The 20016-nt window shown below is 67.6% G+C and carries 16 protein-coding genes; 7 read left to right on the forward strand and 9 right to left on the reverse strand.

Annotated elements, in window-relative coordinates; translation table 11 throughout:
* The first annotated feature begins 70 nt into the window (after positions 1–70).
* From ACZ6DL_RS31420 to ACZ6DL_RS31440, 5 genes are all read left to right on the forward strand, one after another.
* On the forward strand, positions 71–796 hold the full coding sequence (locus ACZ6DL_RS31420; protein WP_391464441.1) for a hypothetical protein: 726 nt from the start codon (positions 71–73) through the stop codon (positions 794–796).
* Positions 793–1782 carry an ATP-binding cassette domain-containing protein gene (locus ACZ6DL_RS31425; protein WP_466056526.1) on the forward strand — a complete coding sequence of 330 codons (990 nt, stop codon included), beginning with the start codon at positions 793–795 and terminating at the stop codon, positions 1780–1782. The genes ACZ6DL_RS31420 and ACZ6DL_RS31425 overlap by 4 nt, the downstream gene beginning before the upstream one ends.
* A complete protein-coding gene (locus ACZ6DL_RS31430; protein WP_466056528.1) occupies positions 1779–2561 on the forward strand; it encodes an ABC transporter permease in 783 nt (260 codons plus the stop codon). Before ACZ6DL_RS31425 ends, ACZ6DL_RS31430 begins: the two co-directional genes overlap by 4 nt.
* Before the next feature lie 50 nt (positions 2562–2611).
* Entirely contained in the window at positions 2612–6442 is a 3831-nt protein-coding gene (locus ACZ6DL_RS31435) for an ABC transporter ATP-binding protein (RefSeq protein ID WP_466056530.1), read from the forward strand.
* 175 nt (positions 6443–6617) lie between these two features.
* Positions 6618–10355 (forward strand): multifunctional oxoglutarate decarboxylase/oxoglutarate dehydrogenase thiamine pyrophosphate-binding subunit/dihydrolipoyllysine-residue succinyltransferase subunit, encoded by a 3738-nt coding sequence (locus tag ACZ6DL_RS31440; RefSeq protein WP_466056532.1) that lies wholly within the window; start codon positions 6618–6620, stop codon positions 10353–10355.
* A gap of 438 nt (positions 10356–10793) precedes the next feature.
* Here the strand turns inward: ACZ6DL_RS31440 and ACZ6DL_RS31445 are convergent, their stop codons facing one another.
* The 6 genes from ACZ6DL_RS31445 to ACZ6DL_RS31470 form a co-directional block, all read right to left on the reverse strand.
* Positions 10794–11165, reverse strand: a complete 372-nt coding sequence (locus ACZ6DL_RS31445) for a YbaB/EbfC family nucleoid-associated protein (RefSeq protein WP_466056533.1) — start codon at positions 11163–11165, stop codon at positions 10794–10796.
* A gap of 38 nt (positions 11166–11203) precedes the next feature.
* Complete coding sequence (locus tag ACZ6DL_RS31450; RefSeq protein ID WP_466056535.1) at positions 11204–11494, reverse strand: DUF7683 domain-containing protein; 291 nt, start codon at positions 11492–11494, stop codon at positions 11204–11206.
* A 72-nt stretch (positions 11495–11566) separates the two neighbouring features.
* Positions 11567–11806, reverse strand: a complete 240-nt coding sequence (locus tag ACZ6DL_RS31455; RefSeq protein ID WP_466056537.1) for a DUF7683 domain-containing protein — start codon at positions 11804–11806, stop codon at positions 11567–11569.
* Positions 11807–11809: 3 nt separating this feature from the next.
* Positions 11810–13024 (reverse strand): colicin E3/pyocin S6 family cytotoxin, encoded by a 1215-nt coding sequence (locus ACZ6DL_RS31460; RefSeq protein WP_466056539.1) that lies wholly within the window; start codon positions 13022–13024, stop codon positions 11810–11812.
* Positions 13024–13311, reverse strand: coding sequence for a WXG100 family type VII secretion target (locus tag ACZ6DL_RS31465; protein WP_466056595.1), 288 nt, complete (start codon positions 13309–13311; stop codon positions 13024–13026). The genes ACZ6DL_RS31460 and ACZ6DL_RS31465 overlap by 1 nt, the downstream gene beginning before the upstream one ends.
* On the reverse strand, positions 13311–13619 hold the full coding sequence (locus tag ACZ6DL_RS31470) for a WXG100 family type VII secretion target (RefSeq protein WP_466056541.1): 309 nt from the start codon (positions 13617–13619) through the stop codon (positions 13311–13313). The genes ACZ6DL_RS31465 and ACZ6DL_RS31470 overlap by 1 nt, the downstream gene beginning before the upstream one ends.
* 811 nt (positions 13620–14430) lie before the next feature.
* Between ACZ6DL_RS31470 and ACZ6DL_RS31475 the strand changes: the two genes are divergently transcribed.
* Complete coding sequence (locus tag ACZ6DL_RS31475) at positions 14431–15333, forward strand: ADP-ribosylglycohydrolase family protein (protein ID WP_466056597.1); 903 nt, start codon at positions 14431–14433, stop codon at positions 15331–15333.
* A gap of 225 nt (positions 15334–15558) precedes the next feature.
* Here ACZ6DL_RS31475 and ACZ6DL_RS31480 read toward each other — a convergent pair whose 3' ends face one another.
* Both ACZ6DL_RS31480 and ACZ6DL_RS31485 read right to left on the reverse strand, forming a co-directional pair.
* Positions 15559–17550 (reverse strand): nuclease-related domain-containing protein, encoded by a 1992-nt coding sequence (locus ACZ6DL_RS31480; protein ID WP_466056543.1) that lies wholly within the window; start codon positions 17548–17550, stop codon positions 15559–15561.
* A gap of 181 nt (positions 17551–17731) precedes the next feature.
* Positions 17732–18757: a hypothetical protein gene (locus tag ACZ6DL_RS31485; protein ID WP_466056545.1), complete on the reverse strand. Its 1026-nt coding sequence runs from the start codon at positions 18755–18757 to the stop codon at positions 17732–17734.
* A gap of 56 nt (positions 18758–18813) precedes the next feature.
* Here ACZ6DL_RS31485 and ACZ6DL_RS31490 point away from each other — a divergent pair, with 56 nt between their 5' ends.
* Positions 18814–19257 carry a MarR family winged helix-turn-helix transcriptional regulator gene (locus tag ACZ6DL_RS31490; protein ID WP_466056547.1) on the forward strand — a complete coding sequence of 148 codons (444 nt, stop codon included), beginning with the start codon at positions 18814–18816 and terminating at the stop codon, positions 19255–19257.
* Between the two features lie 73 nt (positions 19258–19330).
* On the opposite strand, the gene ACZ6DL_RS31495 is transcribed toward ACZ6DL_RS31490, so the two are convergent.
* Positions 19331–19963, reverse strand: a complete 633-nt coding sequence (locus ACZ6DL_RS31495) for a TetR/AcrR family transcriptional regulator (protein WP_040869442.1) — start codon at positions 19961–19963, stop codon at positions 19331–19333.
* Between the last annotated feature and the right edge of the window lie 53 nt (positions 19964–20016).

Consider the following 20016-nt stretch of genomic DNA (forward strand, 5'->3'; position numbering starts at 1 on the left):
TCATGACGAGCTGACGGCAACCGGTGCCATACAGTTCTACCCAGCAGACCGGAAGAGGAGGATGCCGCCGATGCTCAAAGGCGCGTTCGAGAAGACGGTGGTCGAACTGCTCGACACCGGGTCCCGCCTGCAGGCCCCCGCGGTCGCCAAGTACGTGGACCGAATTCGTCGCTCCCATCCGGATGACAGCCCCGCGCAGATCATCGACCGGCTGGAGAAGCAGTACCTGCTCGCGGTGACCGGCAGCGGCAGCGCGGTCGGCGCGACGGCGGCCGTTCCCGGCGTCGGCACCGTCGCGGCCATCGCCGCCGTCAGCGCCGAGACCACCTTCTTCATGGAGGCCTCGGCCGTGTTCACCCTGGCGGTGGCCGCGGTGCACGGCATCTCGCCGGAGGACCAGGAGCAGCGCAGGGCGCTCGTGCTGGCCGTCGTGCTCGGCGAGAGCGGCATGCAGATCGTGCAGAAGAGCGTGGGCAGTTCCGCGAAGAACTGGGGCTCGGCCTTCGCCAACCGCATCCCCGGATTGTCGAGCATGAACGATTCGCTGCTGAAGCGGTTCATCATCCGGTTCATCACCAAGCGCGCCGCGCTGATGGCGGGCAAGGTGCTGCCCGCGGGCATCGGCGCCGTGATCGGCGGCGCGGGCAACCGCGCCCTGGGCAAGGCCACGATCAACAACGCGCGCAAGGCATTCGGGAAGCCGCCTGCCACCTGGCCCGGGCACCTGATCATCGACGCCGATCCGTTCACCGCGATCGACCCGGCCAAGCCTCGACCTCCGGCCGAGCCACGATGAGCGGGGCGCTGCCGATCGCGTTCGCGGTCCAGGGACTGACCAAGCGGTACGAACTGGCGGCCGCCGTGGCGGACGTCAGCTTCACCGTGCCCTCCGGAGCCATCGCCGCGCTGGTGGGTCCACGCGGCGCGGGCAAGACCACGATTCTGCGGGTGCTGCTCGGACTGGTCGTCCCCACCTCCGGAACCGCGTCCGTCGGCGGGCCCGGTGCCCGGCGCAACGGCACGGGCTCCGCGAGCGTGATCGGCGGCGTCCTCGCGCCCCGCGGACTGCCTCCGGCCCGTACCGCGCGAGAGCACCTCTGGATCCACGCCGCCGCGGCGAACGTCGCCGACAGCCGGGTGACCGAGGTACTCGAACTGGTGGGGCTGGACGAGCACGCCACGACCAAGACCGGCGTCATGTCGATCGGGCAGCAGACCAGGCTGGCCCTGGCCACCGCGCTGCTCGCCGATCCTCCGCTGCTGGTGCTCGACGATCCGATGGACGGGCTCGACGCCGCCGAACGCGGCTGGCTGCACGACTTCCTGCGCGGCCACACCCGCCGCGGCGGCAGTGTCCTGCTGACCAGCGAGAGCCTCGGCGCCGTACTGCCCGCCGCCGACCAGCTGGTCGTCCTGAACGAGGGCACGGTGGTGTACCAGGGCACTCCGGCGCGGCTGCGGCGCGGGCACCCGGACCGTCTGGTGGTCGCGGCGTCCACGCCCATCGCGCTGGCCACCATGCTCGCGGCACAGGGATTCACCGACGCGGTGATCCGGCCGGACGGTCGCCTCGCCGTCGCCGAAGCGAGCGAAGCGCAGATCCGCACGGCCGCCACCGCGGCGCAGGTGCGCATCGATGGCATCGTCGCCGACCCGATCCATCCCGACCGCGTGCTCGCGTCGCTGACCAAACCCACCGCCGCGCCCGCGCCGCACTACCCGGGTCTCGCCGCGCCCGGCGCCCAGCCACCCTCGCCGACGCCCTACGGAATCCCACGATGATCACCATCCTGCCCGCGGACCTGGTGCCGAACGTCAACTCCGAGGTGCGCAAGGTCGTCACGATGCCGCGCGCCAGGACGCTCGCCGCCGCGCTGCTCGCCGTGGCACTGTTCGCGAGCCTCGTGTCGGCGAGCCTGGCCGGGCCGCCGGATCCGCGCGGCCAGCCCGCCACCGGCGCGGCGACGATCGGGCTCTACGTCGCACTGGCGCTGGTCGTGCTCGCGGCCGCGGTCTTCGGCGCGGTGGGCACCGGCGCCGAGTACCGGTACCACAGCATGGCGGTGACCGCGCTGTTCACCGCCGACCGCGACCGGCTCGCCGCCGGGAAATTCCTGGTAATCGGGTGTTGTGCGCTGGCGGCGGCGGTAGCGGTCGAGCTGGTGTCGGTCGGGGCCCTGTTCGGCGTCGGACACGGCAAGGTCGCCGTCACCGGGGAGTTCTTCGCGGTACTCGGCGGCGGACTGCTCGCCGCGGTCTGCTGGTCGCTGATCGGCGCGAGCGCGGGCATCCTGCTGCAATCCTCGACCAGGGCCGTGCCGCTGCTGCTCGGCTGGATCGTGCTCGCCGAACCCTTGATCTGGCTGATCGCCCGCGGCCTCGGCATTCCGGGCGTGGTCACCCTGCTGCCCGTCTCCGCGACCGTCGGCACCGTGGCGGTGGGTTCCTACCCCGACAGCGATCTACTCGCCCCCACCCCGGCCGCCGTCGTGGTCTTGCTGCTGTGGACCATCGGCCTGGGCGCCGCGAGCTGGTGGAGCCTGCGCACCCGCGACCTGTGATCCGCGGCCGGTAGGGAACAACGGCTTGTCGGCCGGTGTCGGTACCGTCGATGACGAACGCGGTACGACAAAGGGGGCGAGCGAACGACGTGGACGGGGGACGTAGACCCGGCTGGATACGCAGGCTGTGGGCCGAATGCCTACCGCACCGCGCGGTGCTGGGCGGACTGGCGGCGGCCGTGGCCGGCGGGGCTGTCGTCGAGACCGCTGGGCCGCTGCTGACGAAACGGGCCGTCGACGCGGCGGGGATCGGTGACACGGCGGCGATCAGCGCCGTGGCCGGACTGATCCTGATACTGGCCGTCGGCCGGTCCGCGGCCGGGTTCGGGCGGCGCTGGTTGGCCGGGCGACTGTCCCTGGACGTGCAGCACGCGCTGCGCGTGCAACTGCTGGGCGCCTTGCAGCGGCTGGACGGCGTCGGACAGGACACGCTGCGCACCGGGCAGGTGGTGTCGCGCTCGATCACCGATCTCCAGCTGGTCCAAGGCCTGCTCGCGATGGTGCCGCTGTCGGGCATGGCACTGCTGGAGTTCGGGCTGGCCGCCGCGGTCATGATCTGGCTGTCCCCGCCGCTGGCGGCCGTCGCGCTACTGGTGGTCCCCGCGATCGGCGTGGTGGTCTACCGCATGCGGCCGCGCCTGCACGCGGCGACCTGGTCGGCGCAGCAGCGCGCCGCCGATCTCGCCCAGCACGTGGAGGAGACGGTCACCGGCGTGCGAGTGGTCAAAGGGTTCGGCCAGGAAGCGCGGATGGTCGATCTGCTCGAGCGGCACGGCCGCAAGCTGTTCGCGGAGCGGATGCGCGCCGCGCGGATCGATGCCGGGTTCGCGCCGTCGGTCGCGACGATTCCGCAGATCGGCATGGTCGCCGTCATCGCGCTCGGCGGACTGCTGGCGCTGCACGGCAGCATCGGCATCGGCACCTTCGTCGCGTTCGCCGCGTATGTCGCCGTCATGACCGGCACCGCGCGCATCCTCTCCTCGGTGATCGTCATGGCCCAGCTGACCAGGGCGGCGGCCGAGCGGGTGTTCCAGGTGATCGACACCGCGCCGGTCATCGCCGAGCCCGACCACCCGGTGGAACTGCCGGACGGACCGCTCGGCATCGAGATCGATGCGCTGAGCTTCGGTTTCGACCCCGACCGGCCGGTGCTGCGCGAGCTGGATCTGCGCGTGCGGCCCGGCGAGACGGTGGCGGTCATCGGCCCGGCGGGGTCGGGCAAGTCCACGCTCGCCCTGCTGCTCCCCCGGTTCTACGCGCCGGACGCGGGCAGTATCCGGCTGTTCACCGACGCCACTGCGTCGCACGCCGGCTCCGACACCCGTGCGAACCCGCCCGCCGGGATCCACACCGCCGAAACGGTCGGCGTCGACATCGCCGACGTGCGCGCCGCCGACCTGCGCGCCGCCATCGGCGTCGTCTTCGACGATCCGTTCTTGTTCTCCGACACCATCGCGGCCAATATCGCGCTCGGACGGCCGGAAGCCACCGACGAGGAGATCAGGCAGGCCGCCGTCCAGGCCGCGGCCGACGATTTCATCGCCGAATTGCCCGACGGCTACGACACGGTGGTGGGCGAGCGCGGCCTCACCCTCTCCGGCGGCCAGCGCCAGCGGATCGCGCTGGCCAGAACGCTGCTGGCCCGCCCGCGCATCCTGGTGCTCGACGACGCCACCTCCGCGGTGGACGCGGTCACCGAGGCCGCCATCTTCGATGCCCTGCCCGACAATGGTGGACGGACCACGCTGATCCTCGCGCACCGGGAGTCGACGCTGGCCCACGCCGACCGCGTGATCCGGTTGCCCGCTCCCGCCGGGCACCTCGCTGCCGAGCCGGACCCGGCCGCGACGCCGGTCTCCCAGGGGCGAGCGCTCGACGGTCCCTCCGGTCGCCGCCGCTTCGGCAGCGCGGCGGCCGACATCAGCGAGACACCCGAGTTGCGCAGGACCATCGAGCTCCTCCCGCCCGCCACCGAGCAGCCGGGCATGGACGCGGAGCGGCTCCGCGAGCCGGATCCGGCGTTCCGGCTCACCCGCTTGCTGCGGCCGGTCCGAGCGTTGGTACTGACGGTGATCGCACTGCTGGCCGCGGACGCGATCATCGCGATCGCCTTCCCGCCGCTGGTGCGCTACGCCATCGACGGCGGCGTGCTCGGCGACGACGCCGGGGCGCTGATCCGCGCGGCGCTGCTCGGCACGGTCCTGGCCGGGGCGGGCTGGGCGGTCGGCGCGGCCACCACGATGCTCACCGCCCGCACCGGGGAACGGGTGCTTTTCGCCCTGCGTGTGCGCAGCTTCGCGCACCTGCAACGGCTCGGCCTGGACTACTACGAGCGCGAGCTGTCCGGGCGGATCATGACGCGGATGACCACCGACGTCGACGCGCTGTCGACCTTCTTGCAAACCGGAGTCGCCACCAGCCTGATCGGCCTGCTGACGTTAGTAGGCATCACGGCCGCGCTGCTGGTCATCGACGTCTCCCTGGCGCTGGCCGTGCTGTCGACGGTGCCCGCCCTGGCGATCGCGACGGTGCTGTTCCGGCGGGTGTCCTCCACCGCCTACACCGTGTCGCGCGAGCATGTGTCGGCGGTCAACGCCGACTTCCAGGAGAACGTGACGGGCTTGCGCGCGGTGCAGGCCAACCGGCACGAGCCACGCGCCGCCCGTCGATTCGCCGAGTACTCCCAGCGTTACCGCAACAGCCGGTTGCGGGCCCAGCGGGCCATCGCGCTCTATTTCGCGTTCGTCGTCGGATGGGCGGACGTGGCCTTGGCGGCGGTGGTCTACTTCGGGGCGCGCGAAGTCGCCACCGGCGCCACCAGCGCGGGCACTCTGGTGGCGTTCGTGCTGTATCTGGAGCTGCTGTTCGTGCCGATCCTGCAGCTGTCCCAGGTCTTCGACAATTACCAGCAGGCCAGGGTCGGCCTGCGCCGGATCGGGGACCTGCTGCGCACGCCCTCCTCGATCGCCGCCGATTCGGCCGACCCGGTGCCCATCGACGGCGGGCTGCGCGGTGAGGTGATGTTCGACGACGTCCGCTTCCGCTACGCGGGCAGTCGCGTTCCCGCGCTGGACGGCGTCTCGCTGCACATTCCGGCGGGCTCCACCTTGGCCCTTGTCGGGCCGACGGGCGCGGGTAAGTCGACCGTCGTCAAGCTGCTGGCACGGCTGTACGACCTGCCCCCGGACTCCGGTTCCGCCGGTGAAGCAGAGCCCGCGGCCGCCGCACCGAAAAGCGAAACCGGAGTAGTCGCGGATGCCCCGGGCGCGATCCGGGTGGACGGCGTCGACGTCCGCGACTACCGCCTCGCCCAGTACCGCTCTCGGCTTGGCATCGTCCCCCAGGAAGCTCACCTGTTCACCGGCGACGTGGCGAGCAACATTGCATTCGGGAAACCATTCGCGACACCCGAGGAGATCGCCGCGGCCGCCGCCGCGGTGGGCGCGACGGAGATGATCGCCGCCCTTCCGCTCGGGATGAACCAGCCGGTCGGTGAGCGCGGGCGCGGTCTGTCGGCCGGGCAGCGGCAGCTGATCGCCCTCGCCCGCGCCGAACTGGTCGCTCCGGACTTGCTGCTGCTCGACGAGGCCACCGCGACACTCGACCCGGACGCCGAGGCATCGGTGCTGGCAGCGAGCCGGTCACTGAGCCGGGACCGCACCACGGTGCTCGTGGCGCACCGGCTCGGCACGGCCGCGCGCGCCGACCGGATCGCCGTCGTCGATCATGGGCGAATCGTGGAGATCGGCTCCCACGCGGAGCTGCTCGCGGCGGGCGGGCCGTATACCCGGCTGTGGGCAGCGGCGCAGGCGTCGGAGGGAATATTCTCGAGTGACGCCGGGTCATCACCAATAGGGTCGGGGGTGTCGGGTGGTCGGTGAATCCGCCGATTTGCTGCTGGGCCTATCCTCAGATAGGGCGCATCGGCGCGCAATCCGCTGATCCCCGTGCCGGGCACGTCACAAACGTCGCAGCGCGAAGAACGAAATGAGGCGAACACCTGCTGTGAGCAGCTCAACTTCCCAGTTCGGACAGAACCAGTGGCTAGTCGATGAGATGTATCAGAAGTTCAAGCAAGATCCATCTTCGGTCGACGAGAGCTGGCACGAATTCCTGGCCGACTACACGCCTGAGGTGAGTGGCGACTCCGGCAACAGCCAGTCCGCCCCCGCGCCCGCGCAGGCTGCCGCTCCCGCACCGGCTCCGGCGGCCGCCAAGCGCAACGACGCCAAGCCCGCCGGCACCAAGCCCGCCTCCCCCGCGGCTCCGAAAGCGCCCGCACCGGCCGCCGCGAAGCCCGCACCGGCCGCCGCCAAGCCGGCCGCGGTGAACGCGCGCACCCCGCAGACCACCCCGGCGCCGACGTCGAACGCCGCGCCGACCTCCGGCCCGAAGCAGGCCGACACCGCCGCCGACGAGTCGAAGGTGCTGCGCGGCGCCGCCGCCGCGGTGGCGAAGAACATGGCCGCCTCGCTGAGCATCCCCACCGCGACCAGCGTGCGCGCCATCCCGGCCAAGCTGATGATCGACAACCGCTTGGTCATCAACAACCACCTCGCCCGCACCAGGGGCGGCAAGATCTCCTTCACCCACCTGCTCGGCTACGCCATCGTGCAGGCGGTCAAGGCCTTCCCGAACATGAACCGGCACTACGCCGAGGTCGACGGCAAGCCGAACGCGGTCACCCCCGCGCACACCAACCTCGGCCTGGCCATCGACCTGCCCGGCAAGGACGGCAGCAGGTCGCTGGTGGTCGCGGCCATCAAGGGCTGCGAGGCGATGACCTTCGGGCAGTTCCACACCGCCTACGAGGACATCGTGCGCCGCGCCCGCGACGGCAAGCTCACCGCCGAGGACTTCTCCGGCGTCACCATCTCGCTGACCAACCCGGGCACCATCGGCACCGTGCATTCGGTGCCTCGCCTGATGAACGGTCAGGGCGCGATCATCGGCGCGGGCGCGATGGAGTACCCCGCCGAGTTCCAGGGCATGAGCGACGAGCGCATCGCCGATCTGGGCGTCGGCAAGCTGATGACGCTCACCTCCACCTACGACCACCGCATCATCCAGGGCGCGGAGTCCGGTGACTTCCTGCGCACCATCCACCGGCTGCTGATCGCCGACGAGTTCTACGACGAGATCTTCCACGGTCTCGGCGTGCCGTACGAGCCGATCCGCTGGCGCAAGGACATCCGCGAACGCGGCGTCGACAAGAGCGCGCGCGTGCTGGAGATGATCGCGGCCTACCGCAACCGCGGCCACCTGATGGCCGACACCGATCCGCTGCGGCTGGTCAAGGAGAAGTTCCGCAGTCACCCGGACCTGGACGTCACCCAGCACGGGCTCACGCTGTGGGACCTGGACCGCACGTTCAATGTGGCGGGTTTCCACGGCCAGGACCAGATGAAGCTGCGCGACGTGCTGTCCGTCCTGCGCGACGCCTACGTCCGCCACGTCGGTGTGGAGTACACCCATATCCTCGAACCCGAGCAGTTGCAGTGGATCCAGGAGCGGGTCGAGCAGAAGCACGCGAAGCCGACGGTTGCGCAACAGAAGTACATCCTGAACCGGCTGAACGCCGCGGAGGCCTTCGAGACTTTCCTGCAGACCAAGTACGTCGGGCAGAAGCGCTTCTCGCTGGAGGGCGCAGAGGCCGTCATCCCGATGATGGACGCGGTGATCGACCAGTGCGCCGAGCACAGCCTCGACGAGGTCATCATCGGCATGCCGCACCGCGGACGGCTCAACGTGCTGGCCAACATCGTCGGCAAGCCCTACTCGAAGATCTTCACCGAGTTCGAGGGCAACATGAACCCGGCCGCCACGCACGGCTCCGGCGACGTGAAGTACCACCTCGGGGCGCAGGGCACCTACCTGCAGATGTTCGGCGACAACGAGATCGAGGTCTCGCTCACCGCGAACCCCTCGCACCTGGAGGCGGTCGACCCGGTCCTGGAGGGCCTGGTCCGCGCCAAGCAGGACCTGCTGGACAAGGGTGACGGGGCCGAGGGCTTCTCGGTCGTGCCGCTCATGCTGCACGGTGACGCCGCGTTCGCCGGTCAGGGCGTGGTCGCCGAAACGCTGAACCTGTCGGGCCTGCGCGGCTACCGGGTCGGCGGCACCATCCACATCGTGGTGAACAACCAGATCGGCTTCACCACCGCGCCGGAGAACAGCCGCTCCACCGAGTACTCCACCGACATCGCGAAGTTCATCGGCGCGCCGATCTTCCACGTCAACGGCGACGACCCGGAGGCGTGCGACTGGGTGGCGCGCCTGGCGGTCGACTTCCGGCAGAAGTTCCGCAAGGACGTCGTCATCGACATGATCTGCTACCGCCGGCGCGGCCACAACGAGGGCGACGACCCGTCGATGACCCAGCCGTGGATGTACGACGTCATCGACACCAAGCGCTCGGTCCGCAAGGCGTACACCGAGAGCCTGATCGGCCGCGGCGACATCTCGCTGAAAGAGGCCGAGGACGCGCTGCGCGACTACCAGGGCCAGTTGGAGCGGGTGTTCAACGAGGTCCGCGAGCTGGAGAAATACTCCCCAGGGCCGAGCGAGTCGGTCGAAGGCGACCAGCCGGTGCCCGCCAGCGTCGTGACGGCCGTGGACAAATCCATCCTGCAGCGCATCGGCGACGCGTTCCTCAACGTGCCCGACGGCTTCAACGTGCACCCGCGCGTCAAGCCGGTGCTGGAGAAGCGCCGCGAGATGGCCTACGAGGGCAAGGTCGACTGGGCCTTCGCCGAACTGCTCGCCTTCGGCACTCTGATCGACGAGGGCCGCGCGGTGCGCCTGACCGGTCAGGACTCCCGCCGGGGCACGTTCACCCAGCGGCACGCGGTGATCATCGACCGCAAGACCGCCGAGGAGTACACCCCGCTGCACAACATCGGCAGCGAGAACCCGGGCTGGTTCGCCGTGCACGACTCGGCGCTGAGCGAATTCGCCGCCGTCGGCTTCGAATACGGCTACTCGCTGGGCAACCCCAACGCGCTGGTGTTGTGGGAGGCGCAGTTCGGTGACTTCGTCAACGGCGCCCAGTCGATCATCGACGAGTTCATCTCCTCCGGCGAGGCCAAGTGGGGCCAGCTCTCCGACGTCGTGCTGCTGCTGCCGCACGGGCACGAGGGCCAGGGCCCGGACCACACCTCCGGCCGCATCGAGCGCTTCCTGCAGTTGTGCGCGGAGGGCTCGATGACCGTCGCGGTGCCGTCCACTCCGGCCAACTACTTCCACCTGCTGCGCCGGCACGCACTCGACGGCATCCGCCGCCCGTTGATCGTCTTCACCCCGAAGTCGATGCTGCGCAACAAGGCCGTGGTCTCGGACCTGAAGGACTTCACCGAGAGCAAGTTCCGCTCGGTCTTCGACGAACCCGCCTACGAGCAGGGCATCGGCGACCGCAGCAAGGTCAAGCGCGTCCTGCTGACCAGCGGCAAGCTCTACTACGAGCTGGCCGCCGAAAAGGCCAAGCAGAAGCGCGAAGACGTGGCGATCGTGCGCATCGAGCAGCTCTACCCGCTGCCCGTCCGCCGCCTGAACGAGGCCCTGGAGGGCTACCCCAACGCCACCGATCTGGCGTGGGTCCAGGAGGAACCGGCCAACCAGGGCGCGTGGCCCTTCTTCGGCCTCAACCTCCCCGAAACCCTCCCCGCCCGCTTCGCCAACACGAAGCTGCGCCGCATCTCCCGCCGGGCGATGTCGGCCCCGTCGTCGGGGTCGAGCAAGGTGCACGCGGTGGAACAGGCGGAGATCATCGCGGAGTCGTTCGAGCCGACGAGTTAGTCCTGCTCCTGAGCCGGGCCGGATCGCTCTGTCCTCCAGAGCGGTTCGGCCCGGTTGTTTTACGAAACATTACGGTTCAGACTGCCCAACCAAGCCGGGTCCGGCGTCCCTACGGCACCAGCGACCGCATGGTATAGGCACTCGGGCGCTATCCCCGGAATGCGGGTGGCTGCGGCTCGGCTTCGACGCTCTCCGCGACGAATTCACCCGATAGATGAACGCGTGGGTGTTCGGGGTACATCGATTGCACCAGTTGGACAATGGTTGCGGCTATAGGTACCGCAGTGTTTGACGTGCAACGTGAAGGACCGATCGGGCCGCCAGACTGGTGACGTACGGGTCGTCGACAACGTGCTGAAGACTGCCGGGGGTCATCGCGGCAGCGCATGAGGCGAAACCGCCGGTCACCGCCGAAACTGTCGCGAAATGGCACGCGGATCAGGGTCGGCTTCCGAGATTGGCTTGGTCGCTCAAAGTCTCGCGGAGGAATGTCATTGCGGCGGCGGCATCCGGGTCCTCGACGTATGGGCGTGACGTGGCCTCAACTTGGTGCTGCGCGTCCGACTGTGCACGCTGAATAGTCTCCAGCAGTACTCGCGCGAGCCGGGCTTCGCCAAGGCGAAGCGCCTGTGGAGTGAGCCGCAAATCGGTGACCTTGCCGTACGCGTCCACCGTAGCGCTCAACTCCCCGTTACGAGAGCCTGCACGGACCGAGATCCGTGCGAGCGCCTGCGCCATGGCGTTATTCTTGCGCCGCCATTCTGCGGCAACTCGACACTGCTCGTCGTTCCATCGATCCAGATAATCCACGACTACTCCTGAAAATCAGAGGGGTGTACTTTGCTGGACTACTCCCGGAAAAATCCCACCTGATAGTCGTATGCGTCATCTATCATGAACGGTTCTCCAATGTATCGAGCCAGCTCGACTACCTGCGCGCAGGAAATGTCGCAGCCATATATCTCAATACGTTCATCAATATCCAGCATCCGCTTCAGGCCCGCAAGGTCGATGCCGCGCAGTGGATACTCGGCGACCAAGCACCCAGACTTCCCATCATAGGCTTCCAAATATGCCAACTGCTCCACCATGGCTTTTATACATACCTTTGCGATTCCCAGACCACTCAACTGCGCCATGCGGCGAACGGTCCTCTGGCTGGCGCAGCCGGTGGACAGATACGGCCGAGACCACCGAGGGCACAGAGCCGCTCAGTCGCTGTGAAAGCCGACGAAATACAACCGGGATTCATCAACACCAAATGGCCCATCGATGAATCTAGCCAACTCGGTCAAGTTCGGCGGGTATACAGGATGTTCGGCTGCCTCGATCGGATACTCACCCTCATCGAATCCCAGAATATCCTTCAATGTTGATCCATCCATTCCGTTCAACAGATAGTCTCGAATGAATTCCTGCGAGTCTTTATCATATTCCTCGAGGTACCACATTCTCTACCGTCCTGGTTTGCGCGAGGGGTCAGGCGGTTTCGTCTGCGCCCCAGTGTTGGGATCGTACTCACCTAGATGCTTGCCGTTTTTGCCGTACTTCTCAACTGCACCGTGCTGATAGTCCCACTCGTAGGTATTGCCGTCGGAATCTTTCCAACGCTTCCGCCACCTGGGTGCCTGCGGTGGAATTTTCTTGGCACCGGGGAATCCCGGCAATCCACCCTTTGGCGGTGGTACATAGTTGTGATTACCTGCACCTGCGTTCGTACTGGCGTTGAACTGGGTGGGGTTGGCCTCGAGGAGAGGCTGCAGTTCGGTGGCGACACCGATGACTGCCGCACCTGCGGCGACGGTCACACCGGTGGCCAGGGCAGCGGCTGCGTCGAACGCGATCAGGACGGTGACGATGGCTGCGCCGGCGGAGCTGCCAGCCGCGGCTGTCGTCCCTACTGCGCCTGTACCCGCTGTGAAGATGCCGACCAACACCCCGGCAATAATTCCGACGCCGAGCGCGCCCGCGAGGATGGCAAGGATCTTCTGGTGCGCGTCCTCGATCTGCTGCGCCCAGTCGTCACATGCGTTGGCCAGACTCTCGTATTGCGTAGCGACCGTCTCGACGCTTGTGAACACTGCGTCCATCTGAGCAAGCGCCTGTGGCAGTTCATCCGAGGCGATTTCCTCGAGGTTCAGCCACGCCTGACCGGTTCCGTCGCTGGCATTGCGTAACCCTTTGGCCGCGTCTCTCCACGCTTTTCCGAGTCTGCGCAGCTTGTCCGGGTCTCCGTTCGGCCAGGTGTGGCCCTGCAGCCAGCTGCTGACCAGTTCCCATCCGAACGGCGGGTCGGTGTCACCGCCGAATGCACCCTTGAATATCGGTGCCGTCGTGGTCTCGAGGACCGAGGGCGACGGGTCCGGCGTCTCAGGAGGCGTCTTGTTGAGCTTTTCGGTATTGACATGATTGACAGCGGTGAACGCAAGCAGGTCATGGAGCTTGCCGAATGCGTTGACGATATTTGTTCCGGCGGCCACGGCGTTGAATGCGGCCGGGTCGTAGCTGCCGGCCCAGGTGCGGCCCGCGCTGTCGCTGCCCGCACAGCCCCAGTCTTTGTCCAGTGCCCCTGCGAGCGTTCGCATGACACCGTCGGCGTTGTTGCGGGCCGCTTCGTACAGTGCCGCTGCACTGTACAGGACGCTCGGGTCCATGGTGATGGGCGCCATCAGGGCCACATTCCCCGGTTGTGAGCAACATTGGCCAGGTATCGGTCCCGAGCTGTGCTGGCGGCGTTTTCGAGTTCCGTCAGAGCCGTCTTCATGTCGTTCATCTCACGATGCCAGGTGTCATGTTTCGACCGGTGCGCCTCCGCCGCCGCGCCTTCCCACTCGATGTGCAGCGCAGCCACTTCGCGCTCGACATCGGCGATGCGTTGTTCGATCTGCTGACCGATTCGTCGAGCCTTCTCGACTACGGCCAGAATTCGGTCGGTGTCGGCAGTGTAGGCGGACATCACGAATTGCCCAGGTTGAACTGAACGTACGTAAGGTCGCCGGCATTGCTGTTATCGGTCTTCACGTACCTGTCAGCGGCCTGATGTATCAACGCCGCATCCTCGCTGAGAGCGGCGGCAACCTTCCGTGCCGAATCCACCCACTCGGTCCACAGCGCGGCGTGCGAATCGGCCGCCTCGCCGGTCCAATCGGCGGACATCAGCGCGTCGGCTTCCTTGCGCAACGCCTCGACGTCGTCCCAGAACTCGTTCGCCCTTGCCGATATCCGGACGGCTGCGGCGTGCATCTGTTCAGGGTTGCTATGCACCTTGCGACGCTACCACGACGACGTGGCCAATCAGCGAGTGTAATTCCGGAGCGGGAGTGGAGCTTTCGGTTCTCATAACGTCGCAGTCCATCGCATCATGCGATCTCGCTGCGCAGGGAAGCGGTCCGTACCCTCAGCTCGACTTCGGACACGTCGGCAGCTGGCACACGCTCATCAGCGATTCACAATCATGAGATCACCTGCCAACGTGCGGCTTTGTCGCCGGTTCGCAAGGCTCGGATGCGATGTCGCAGGGAGATGGACGGCTTCGTCCAGAAACCGGTCGCGGGTGGTGAGGGCGTTTCCCAGAGCATGCCGATGAGGAGTACGATCAGGGCCAGTTCGTTGTAACGCGCTCAGCCGATTCGATCGCGGTGTGCAGGTGCATCGCCGAGAGCGGGGACGGGCGGCGGCGCGGTCGCGCAGCATAATCCCGTCGATGACTTCAATCACGAGATACACCGCCTCAACGAGGCGCCGAGCACCGCGTCGAATACCTGCGGCGCCCCGGGGTGACGGATGCGTGCGGTCACCCGCGCTTCCTGGCGGAAGCGCTCAGTGGACTCCTCGCTGAGAAGCGCAATGCATAACTCGCGGCGAGTCGATTCCGGCGGCACGGCCGTCCGTTCGATGGATACGGACCGGAACGGGCAGCGAGAGGAGTAATCATGGGTACGACCAACCAACCGCCGCAATTGTCGCGCCACGCCATGCGGCATGGCTAGCATCTGACGCGATGCACGTTGACTTGATGCTCGATTCACTGGATGGACTGTCTGTGGGGGATGCGCTGGGCGCGGAATTCCCCATCATGGGCCGGTCGATTCCGGATCTTCGGGCGGGCGATCTTCCTGCCCGACAGTTGGGCTGGACCGACGACACCGAAATGGCATGCACCGTAGTCGCTCACCTTTCCAGTCGCGGTCGAATCGACCAAGACCGGCTTGCCACCGCCTTCGCGCAACGGTTCGACCCACGCCGTGAGTACGGCTTCCTCGCGGTCGATACCCTGCGTCGAATCCGCAATGGCATGCACTGGCGGGAGGCGGCCGGGGCCGCGTTCGATCATCAGGGGTCCTGTGGCAACGGTGCGGCCATGCGAGTCGCCCCGCTGGGCGCCTTCTTCGCCGACGATCCGGAAAGAATCGCCGCCGAGGCGGCACGGTCGGCGCAGGTGACACATCTGCATCCCGAAGGCGTCCTCGGCGCGGTCGCGGTCGCCCTCGCGGCCGGTCAAGCCGCTCGTGCTCGCCTGATCGGGAGTCGGCCCACCCCGGAGGGATTCCTTACCGCCCTCCTCGACTGCCTCGACGACGGTGAGACCAGCCGACTGATTCGCCGGGCTCGCACCCTGCTCGAAGCCTCGACGAAGGAGGCCGCAGGGGAACTCGGCAACGGATCCCTGGTCACCGCACAGAACACGGTGCCGTTCACCATGTGGGTCGCGGCAACGCATTTGGACAACTACCCGGCTGCGATCGCCACATGTATTGCGGCGGACGGAGATATCGACACCACGAGCGCCATCGTGGGCGGGATCGTCGCCGCCTACACCGGCGTCGGAAGCCGCCCCGCTCCGATCGCCGGCGTGCCGCAGACCTGGCTTGCCGCGCGAGAACCGTTGCCCGGCTGGTTCAACCCGCCCCTTCGAACACGACGACGCAAGAGATCCGCGTCCAGCCGCGTTCGACAATGGCTTTCCGGCGCATCGTGAGCACGCCTGTGGCGCTGCCGAAATCCTCATCGGGTTGCCACTGCCACTACCTCGACGGCTCCGGGCAGATGACTCAGCGGATTGCCGCGCTGGGCAGCCTCCGCGCTATCTGGTGACTCGAACTCCAGGCTGTCGGGACCGATCGCGACCCCGCCGCGTCAATACCAACAACGGGCAACGCTTTGGTGCTCAATACGCGGATTACAGCGTGCCCGGCCGCGGAAGTCAGCACTTGGGCGTGCGCGGAGTGCACAACGGCAGAAGGTTCATTCGGGCCGGAGTTTCCGTGACGGGCGGCGGCGGGGGAACTGCCTCGGTGGTGAGCACGGGGGCCTGTGTCGGTTGCACGGCGCCGCCCGTGGGCGTCGAGCAGGAGGCCGCCAGTAGCCAGATCATGCCGATGACGAGGAGGATCAGTGCCACCGCGGCGATCTGTTGTGAGCGGTGGCTGCGTGGCTTCGATTTCTCGGAGGTGCGGCCGGGGATGCGCGCGGACAGCGCGGTTATCTGGTCGCGAACCGTGATCCGTGGACGCTCGAGCACAGCGGTCGGCGCGGGGCGGCGCAGTGGCTGCGGTTCGGGGGTGGGTGTGGACCATGCTGTGGGCCGGCTCGGCTGAGGTGCCTGCGGCGGGCGCGGGCGCAGCGGCCGGTCGGGGGCGGGCTCGATCCACGACGACCAACTGTCCGTGAACGACGACGGTGCGGATGCCGGTCGCGCAGCCGGATCCGAATCCTCATCGGCGGGCGAGAGTTCGGGTTCGGTGCGTCCCGCCGTGGTGGGCTCAGCGGCAGCGGGACGTATCGAAGCCACGTACCCAGTGGCGAAGCGTTCTCTCACATAGGAATTCGGCTCGATGCCTTCTTCCTGTGCGGACTTCGCCGCGAGTCGGCCTTCGAAGCGCGGCGGCTCCGGATGATCATCTTCCGGCACTCCGGGCTCGAGCTGCCGCGCGTCCGCGCGAGAGGATGCCGACCGGTGCCCTTCTTCGCCGGCATACGAATAAGTTGGCGTGTCCGACGGCGCGGGCATCGGCGGGGGCTCCGGTGCGAGGAATTCCGGTGCGAAAGGATCCGCGTCGGTAGGTCGCGTCCGCACCGCCCCGGCAACCGGCACCTGCGCGGGAAGCGACTCGGACGCGGGTACGTCTTGGCTGCCGTCCGGAACAGCCGTGTACTCGTGCGGCTGCCGAGCCGTCGACGATGACCGGCCGGCTTGCGGTGCGCCTTCGGCACCGGACCGCGTCGGTGACCCGGACTCCGGGCGTTCAAGCTCTCCGGTATCGGGCTCCAAGGCGTCGGTCTGCCTCGGCGTGGACAGCGACGCGGCCGAGTGATGTACCTCCGAGACCTCGGCGTCGACATCGCCGGAGTCGTCAGGGATTTCGACGACTCGTGTCGATGCGGTGAACCGCGCTGCATCCGGATCGGCGTCCGGCGGCTCGGGCACGGTATCCACCGGTGGTGCGTCCGAACCCGCCGACTCGTCGGCGTCGGACCCATCCGTAGGCGTCCTGTCCTCGAGTTCGGGAGTCTTCCGCGTGACACTCTCCAGCGCCGCCAGCGTCCCGGCCCGCAACTTCTGCTCCGGCGGGAAGCCGTCCGCTGCCAAGTCGTCGACGGTGATCTGATCGCCCAGGTTCAAGTCGGTGAGCAGGGCGTGCGTGCGTTCGGCGGTCCAGATCAGCTTGCGGCTCGCGGTGCGGTGGAACCACGCGCGCAGGTCGGCCTGCCCGGCTCCGAGCACCACCGCGCAACCGCGCCTGCGTGACTCGATGTTCAGCGTGAGGTTCGAATCCTTGGGCGGCACCACGACGATCAGTCCGTCGACGAAGGCGTCGGCGTTGTGCTTGCGCACCAGCGCCTTCAAGTTGAAGACGTTGTTGGTCACCTGGTCGAACGGGCTGCTGTCGTGGTCGCGCACGTGGATCGGGTCGCCCGCGTAGCCGGACAGCCGCCAGCGGCCGTTGGCCTGCACCGACAGGACACCGCCCATCGCCTCCGGGACGGTGCCCTTGACCTCGACGACGACCGCGGCTCTGGGGGTGATCACCACCAGATCGGCTTCTTGCGTTTCGTCCTTGCGCTCGCGGTCGGGTAGGTAACACCCCGAGATCGCGAGTCCCACAATGACGTACTGGCCGGTCCAACCCCGCATCCAGTCGAGCACGCGCTGTTCGGATCGCGGCGCCGTCGTTCGTTCATTGATGACCAACATCGGCGGCCTCCATCGCCGTCCCACACCATCGACCACCCAACGGTATGCGCCGGGTTTTCCGACACAAAATCGAAAGGCACTGGAACAGCGCGGTATTGGCAGCACAAGGGCATGCGGAGTGCGGCGTGTGGGCAGCACCACACTCGTGGGCCGTCCGCCGATCAACTCAGGCGGCGCACGTTCAGACCCCGACCGCCTCTTCGATCTCTTCCTCGGCCGCGCGTTCCGTGACAGGCGCCGCCTCCGTGCGGGCCGGCGTGCGGAGCCTGCGCTCGTAGCCGCCCGCCACCAGGACCAGTCCCGCGCCGGCCGCCAGCCACAGCACCAAGCTCAACACCCGGGTGCCGAACCCCGCACCGCCGTCGAAGTACAGCAGGGTGCGCGCGCCCTCGACGAAACCCGCTCCGTTCCAGAAGGAATGCAGCGCGCCGAAGAAATCGTTCTGCAGCCACGGTCCGTACACGCCGCCCGATGTCGTGAAGTTGAGCATCACGAAAAGCACCATCATCGTCAGCGTGGTCCAACGCCGTAAGAAGGTGTGCAACCCGATGCCCACCGCGAGAATCCCCGCTGAATAGAGCCACGACATCGCCCAGACGGCGGCGTAGTCGTGGTCGACCACATGGAATACCGGCCCGGCGACACCGAGGCCGATAACGCTCACCGCCAGCGATGTGATCAGGCCCAGCAGTGCGCGCAGGCCCATGCTCAGTCCCGCCCCGGCCGCGCCGATCGCCGCGACGCTGCCGTAGGAGCCGATGCTCAATGCCACCAGCAGGAAGAACAGGCCCTGCGCGGTCGGATCGCCGGTACCCGGCGGAGCGATATCGGTGACCTCGACCGGCGCCCCTTGCTGGGCGGCGATGCGGCCGAAGACAGCCTCGGCCGCCATCGCGGTGGTGTCGGAACCGGCCTTCGCGACCAGCGCTTCGTGCGATTCCGGCACATAGGCACCGGCCAGCGTCCGCTCGCGCAACTGCCCTACCGCCTCGTCGCGGCCGGGCAGGGTGACAACCTCGAGTGCGTCTCCAGCGCGGTCCTTCAGTGTCTGCGCCAGCACCTTGACCTGCGGCGTATCACCCACGATGGCCACCTTCATGTGATTGGGCTCGGGCTGGTGGAACGCGCCCAGATACGCCAGTGCCATGCCGAGGCACATCAGCAGCGGGGTGAGCAGATGCGCGGCGACATGTCGAAGTTGATGCATGCGAAGACTCTCCAGAAGGTTGGTAAATACAACTATCGTAGTTGTACTATACAACCATGCGGCAGACTCCAGCATCTTCCACTCGCTCGACCGCGATCCGAACGATCCAGCGCGAACTCACCGCATTCGCCCGCCGAGCCCGCGGCCGGGCCGCCGAGCTGCATCCGGAACTGCCGCTGGTGGCGTCGAGCATTCTGGACCTGGTCATCGAGCGGGACGGCTGCCTGGCCACAGAACTGGCCGGACACTTCCTGCTGGACAAATCCACGGTGAGCCGACAGGTGGCGGCGCTGGAACGGCTCGGTTATCTCACCCGGGAGGTCGATCCGGCCAACCGGCGCAACCACATCCTGCGCGCCACTCCCGCCGGGCAGCGGATCGCCCGGGAGGCCGAACAGCGCCGCCGGGAGGCGTTCGCCGAACGGTTCCGCGACTGGGACGACGAGGACCTCGCCGAACTCGCCGGGTACCTGGTCCGCTACAACGCGGCGGACGACTGATCGTCACACCACCGGCGCGGCAGCGGCCGTAGACCGAATGGGTCGAGATCCGGCAGACGCGAGCAAGACCTCCTCAGCCTCGCAGCGCCGAAGCCAGAGCCGGATCCACCGAGAACGCTATGGCGATCAACGATTCGACCAGCAGGTCGACGAGCTGTTCGCGGGAGATGGGTTCGGAGCGCAGCCAGGTGAGCGTGGATTCCTCGACGAACGCGATCCACCCGCGCATGGCGAGCATGAGCCGGGGATGGTCGGACTCGGCGACCGGAACCGGCGTCTCGGCGAGGATGATGCCGATGATGGCGTCGCGGGTCTGATCGACCAGCGGGGCCAGCTCGGGGCTGACGCTGGTCGGACCACGCAACAGTGCGAGGTAGGACGTGCGGTTCTCGGTGACGTACTCGATGTAGCGCTCGATGGAGTCGCGCAGCATCTCGAACAGGCCGAGCGAGCGGTCCGGGATCACGCGCTCGATCAGTTCGGCGTTGGCGTGTCGCACGATCGCCAACTGGAAATCCTGCTTGGTCGGGAAGTAGTGGAACAGCAGGCCTCGGGAGATGCCGGCCTGGGCGGCGATCTCGCTGACGGAGATGTCGTCGATGGAACGCTCACCGAGCATCTTGGCGCCCAGGGTGATCAGCTGCTCGCGGCGCTCGTCGGGACTGAGCCGCGTGCGCTTGGGGGCGTCCGACTGAGTTCTGGTCACCGGCACATCCTACTGAACGGAAGTCAATACACTGTTGACTCGTGCTCAATAGC

The sequence above is a fragment of the Nocardia sp. NPDC041819 genome, from assembly GCF_055590505.1.

Coding starts and splice junctions, on each gene's coding strand:
- ACZ6DL_RS31440 (WP_466056532.1), top strand. CDS start 6,618: ATGTATCAGAAGTTCAAGCAAGATCCATCTTCGGTCGACGAGAGCTGG.
- ACZ6DL_RS31450 (WP_466056535.1), bottom strand. CDS start 11,494: ATGGCGCAGTTGAGTGGTCTGGGAATCGCAAAGGTATGTATAAAAGCC.
- ACZ6DL_RS31455 (WP_466056537.1), bottom strand. CDS start 11,806: ATGTGGTACCTCGAGGAATATGATAAAGACTCGCAGGAATTCATTCGA.
- ACZ6DL_RS31490 (WP_466056547.1), top strand. CDS start 18,814: ATGCGGCAGACTCCAGCATCTTCCACTCGCTCGACCGCGATCCGAACG.
- ACZ6DL_RS31475 (WP_466056597.1), top strand. CDS start 14,431: ATGGGCCGGTCGATTCCGGATCTTCGGGCGGGCGATCTTCCTGCCCGA.
- ACZ6DL_RS31420 (WP_391464441.1), top strand. CDS start 71: ATGCTCAAAGGCGCGTTCGAGAAGACGGTGGTCGAACTGCTCGACACC.
- ACZ6DL_RS31425 (WP_466056526.1), top strand. CDS start 793: ATGAGCGGGGCGCTGCCGATCGCGTTCGCGGTCCAGGGACTGACCAAG.
- ACZ6DL_RS31430 (WP_466056528.1), top strand. CDS start 1,779: ATGATCACCATCCTGCCCGCGGACCTGGTGCCGAACGTCAACTCCGAG.
- ACZ6DL_RS31485 (WP_466056545.1), bottom strand. CDS start 18,757: ATGCATCAACTTCGACATGTCGCCGCGCATCTGCTCACCCCGCTGCTG.
- ACZ6DL_RS31480 (WP_466056543.1), bottom strand. CDS start 17,550: ATGTTGGTCATCAATGAACGAACGACGGCGCCGCGATCCGAACAGCGC.
- ACZ6DL_RS31460 (WP_466056539.1), bottom strand. CDS start 13,024: ATGGCGCCCATCACCATGGACCCGAGCGTCCTGTACAGTGCAGCGGCA.
- ACZ6DL_RS31435 (WP_466056530.1), top strand. CDS start 2,612: ATGACGAACGCGGTACGACAAAGGGGGCGAGCGAACGACGTGGACGGG.
- ACZ6DL_RS31465 (WP_466056595.1), bottom strand. CDS start 13,311: ATGTCCGCCTACACTGCCGACACCGACCGAATTCTGGCCGTAGTCGAG.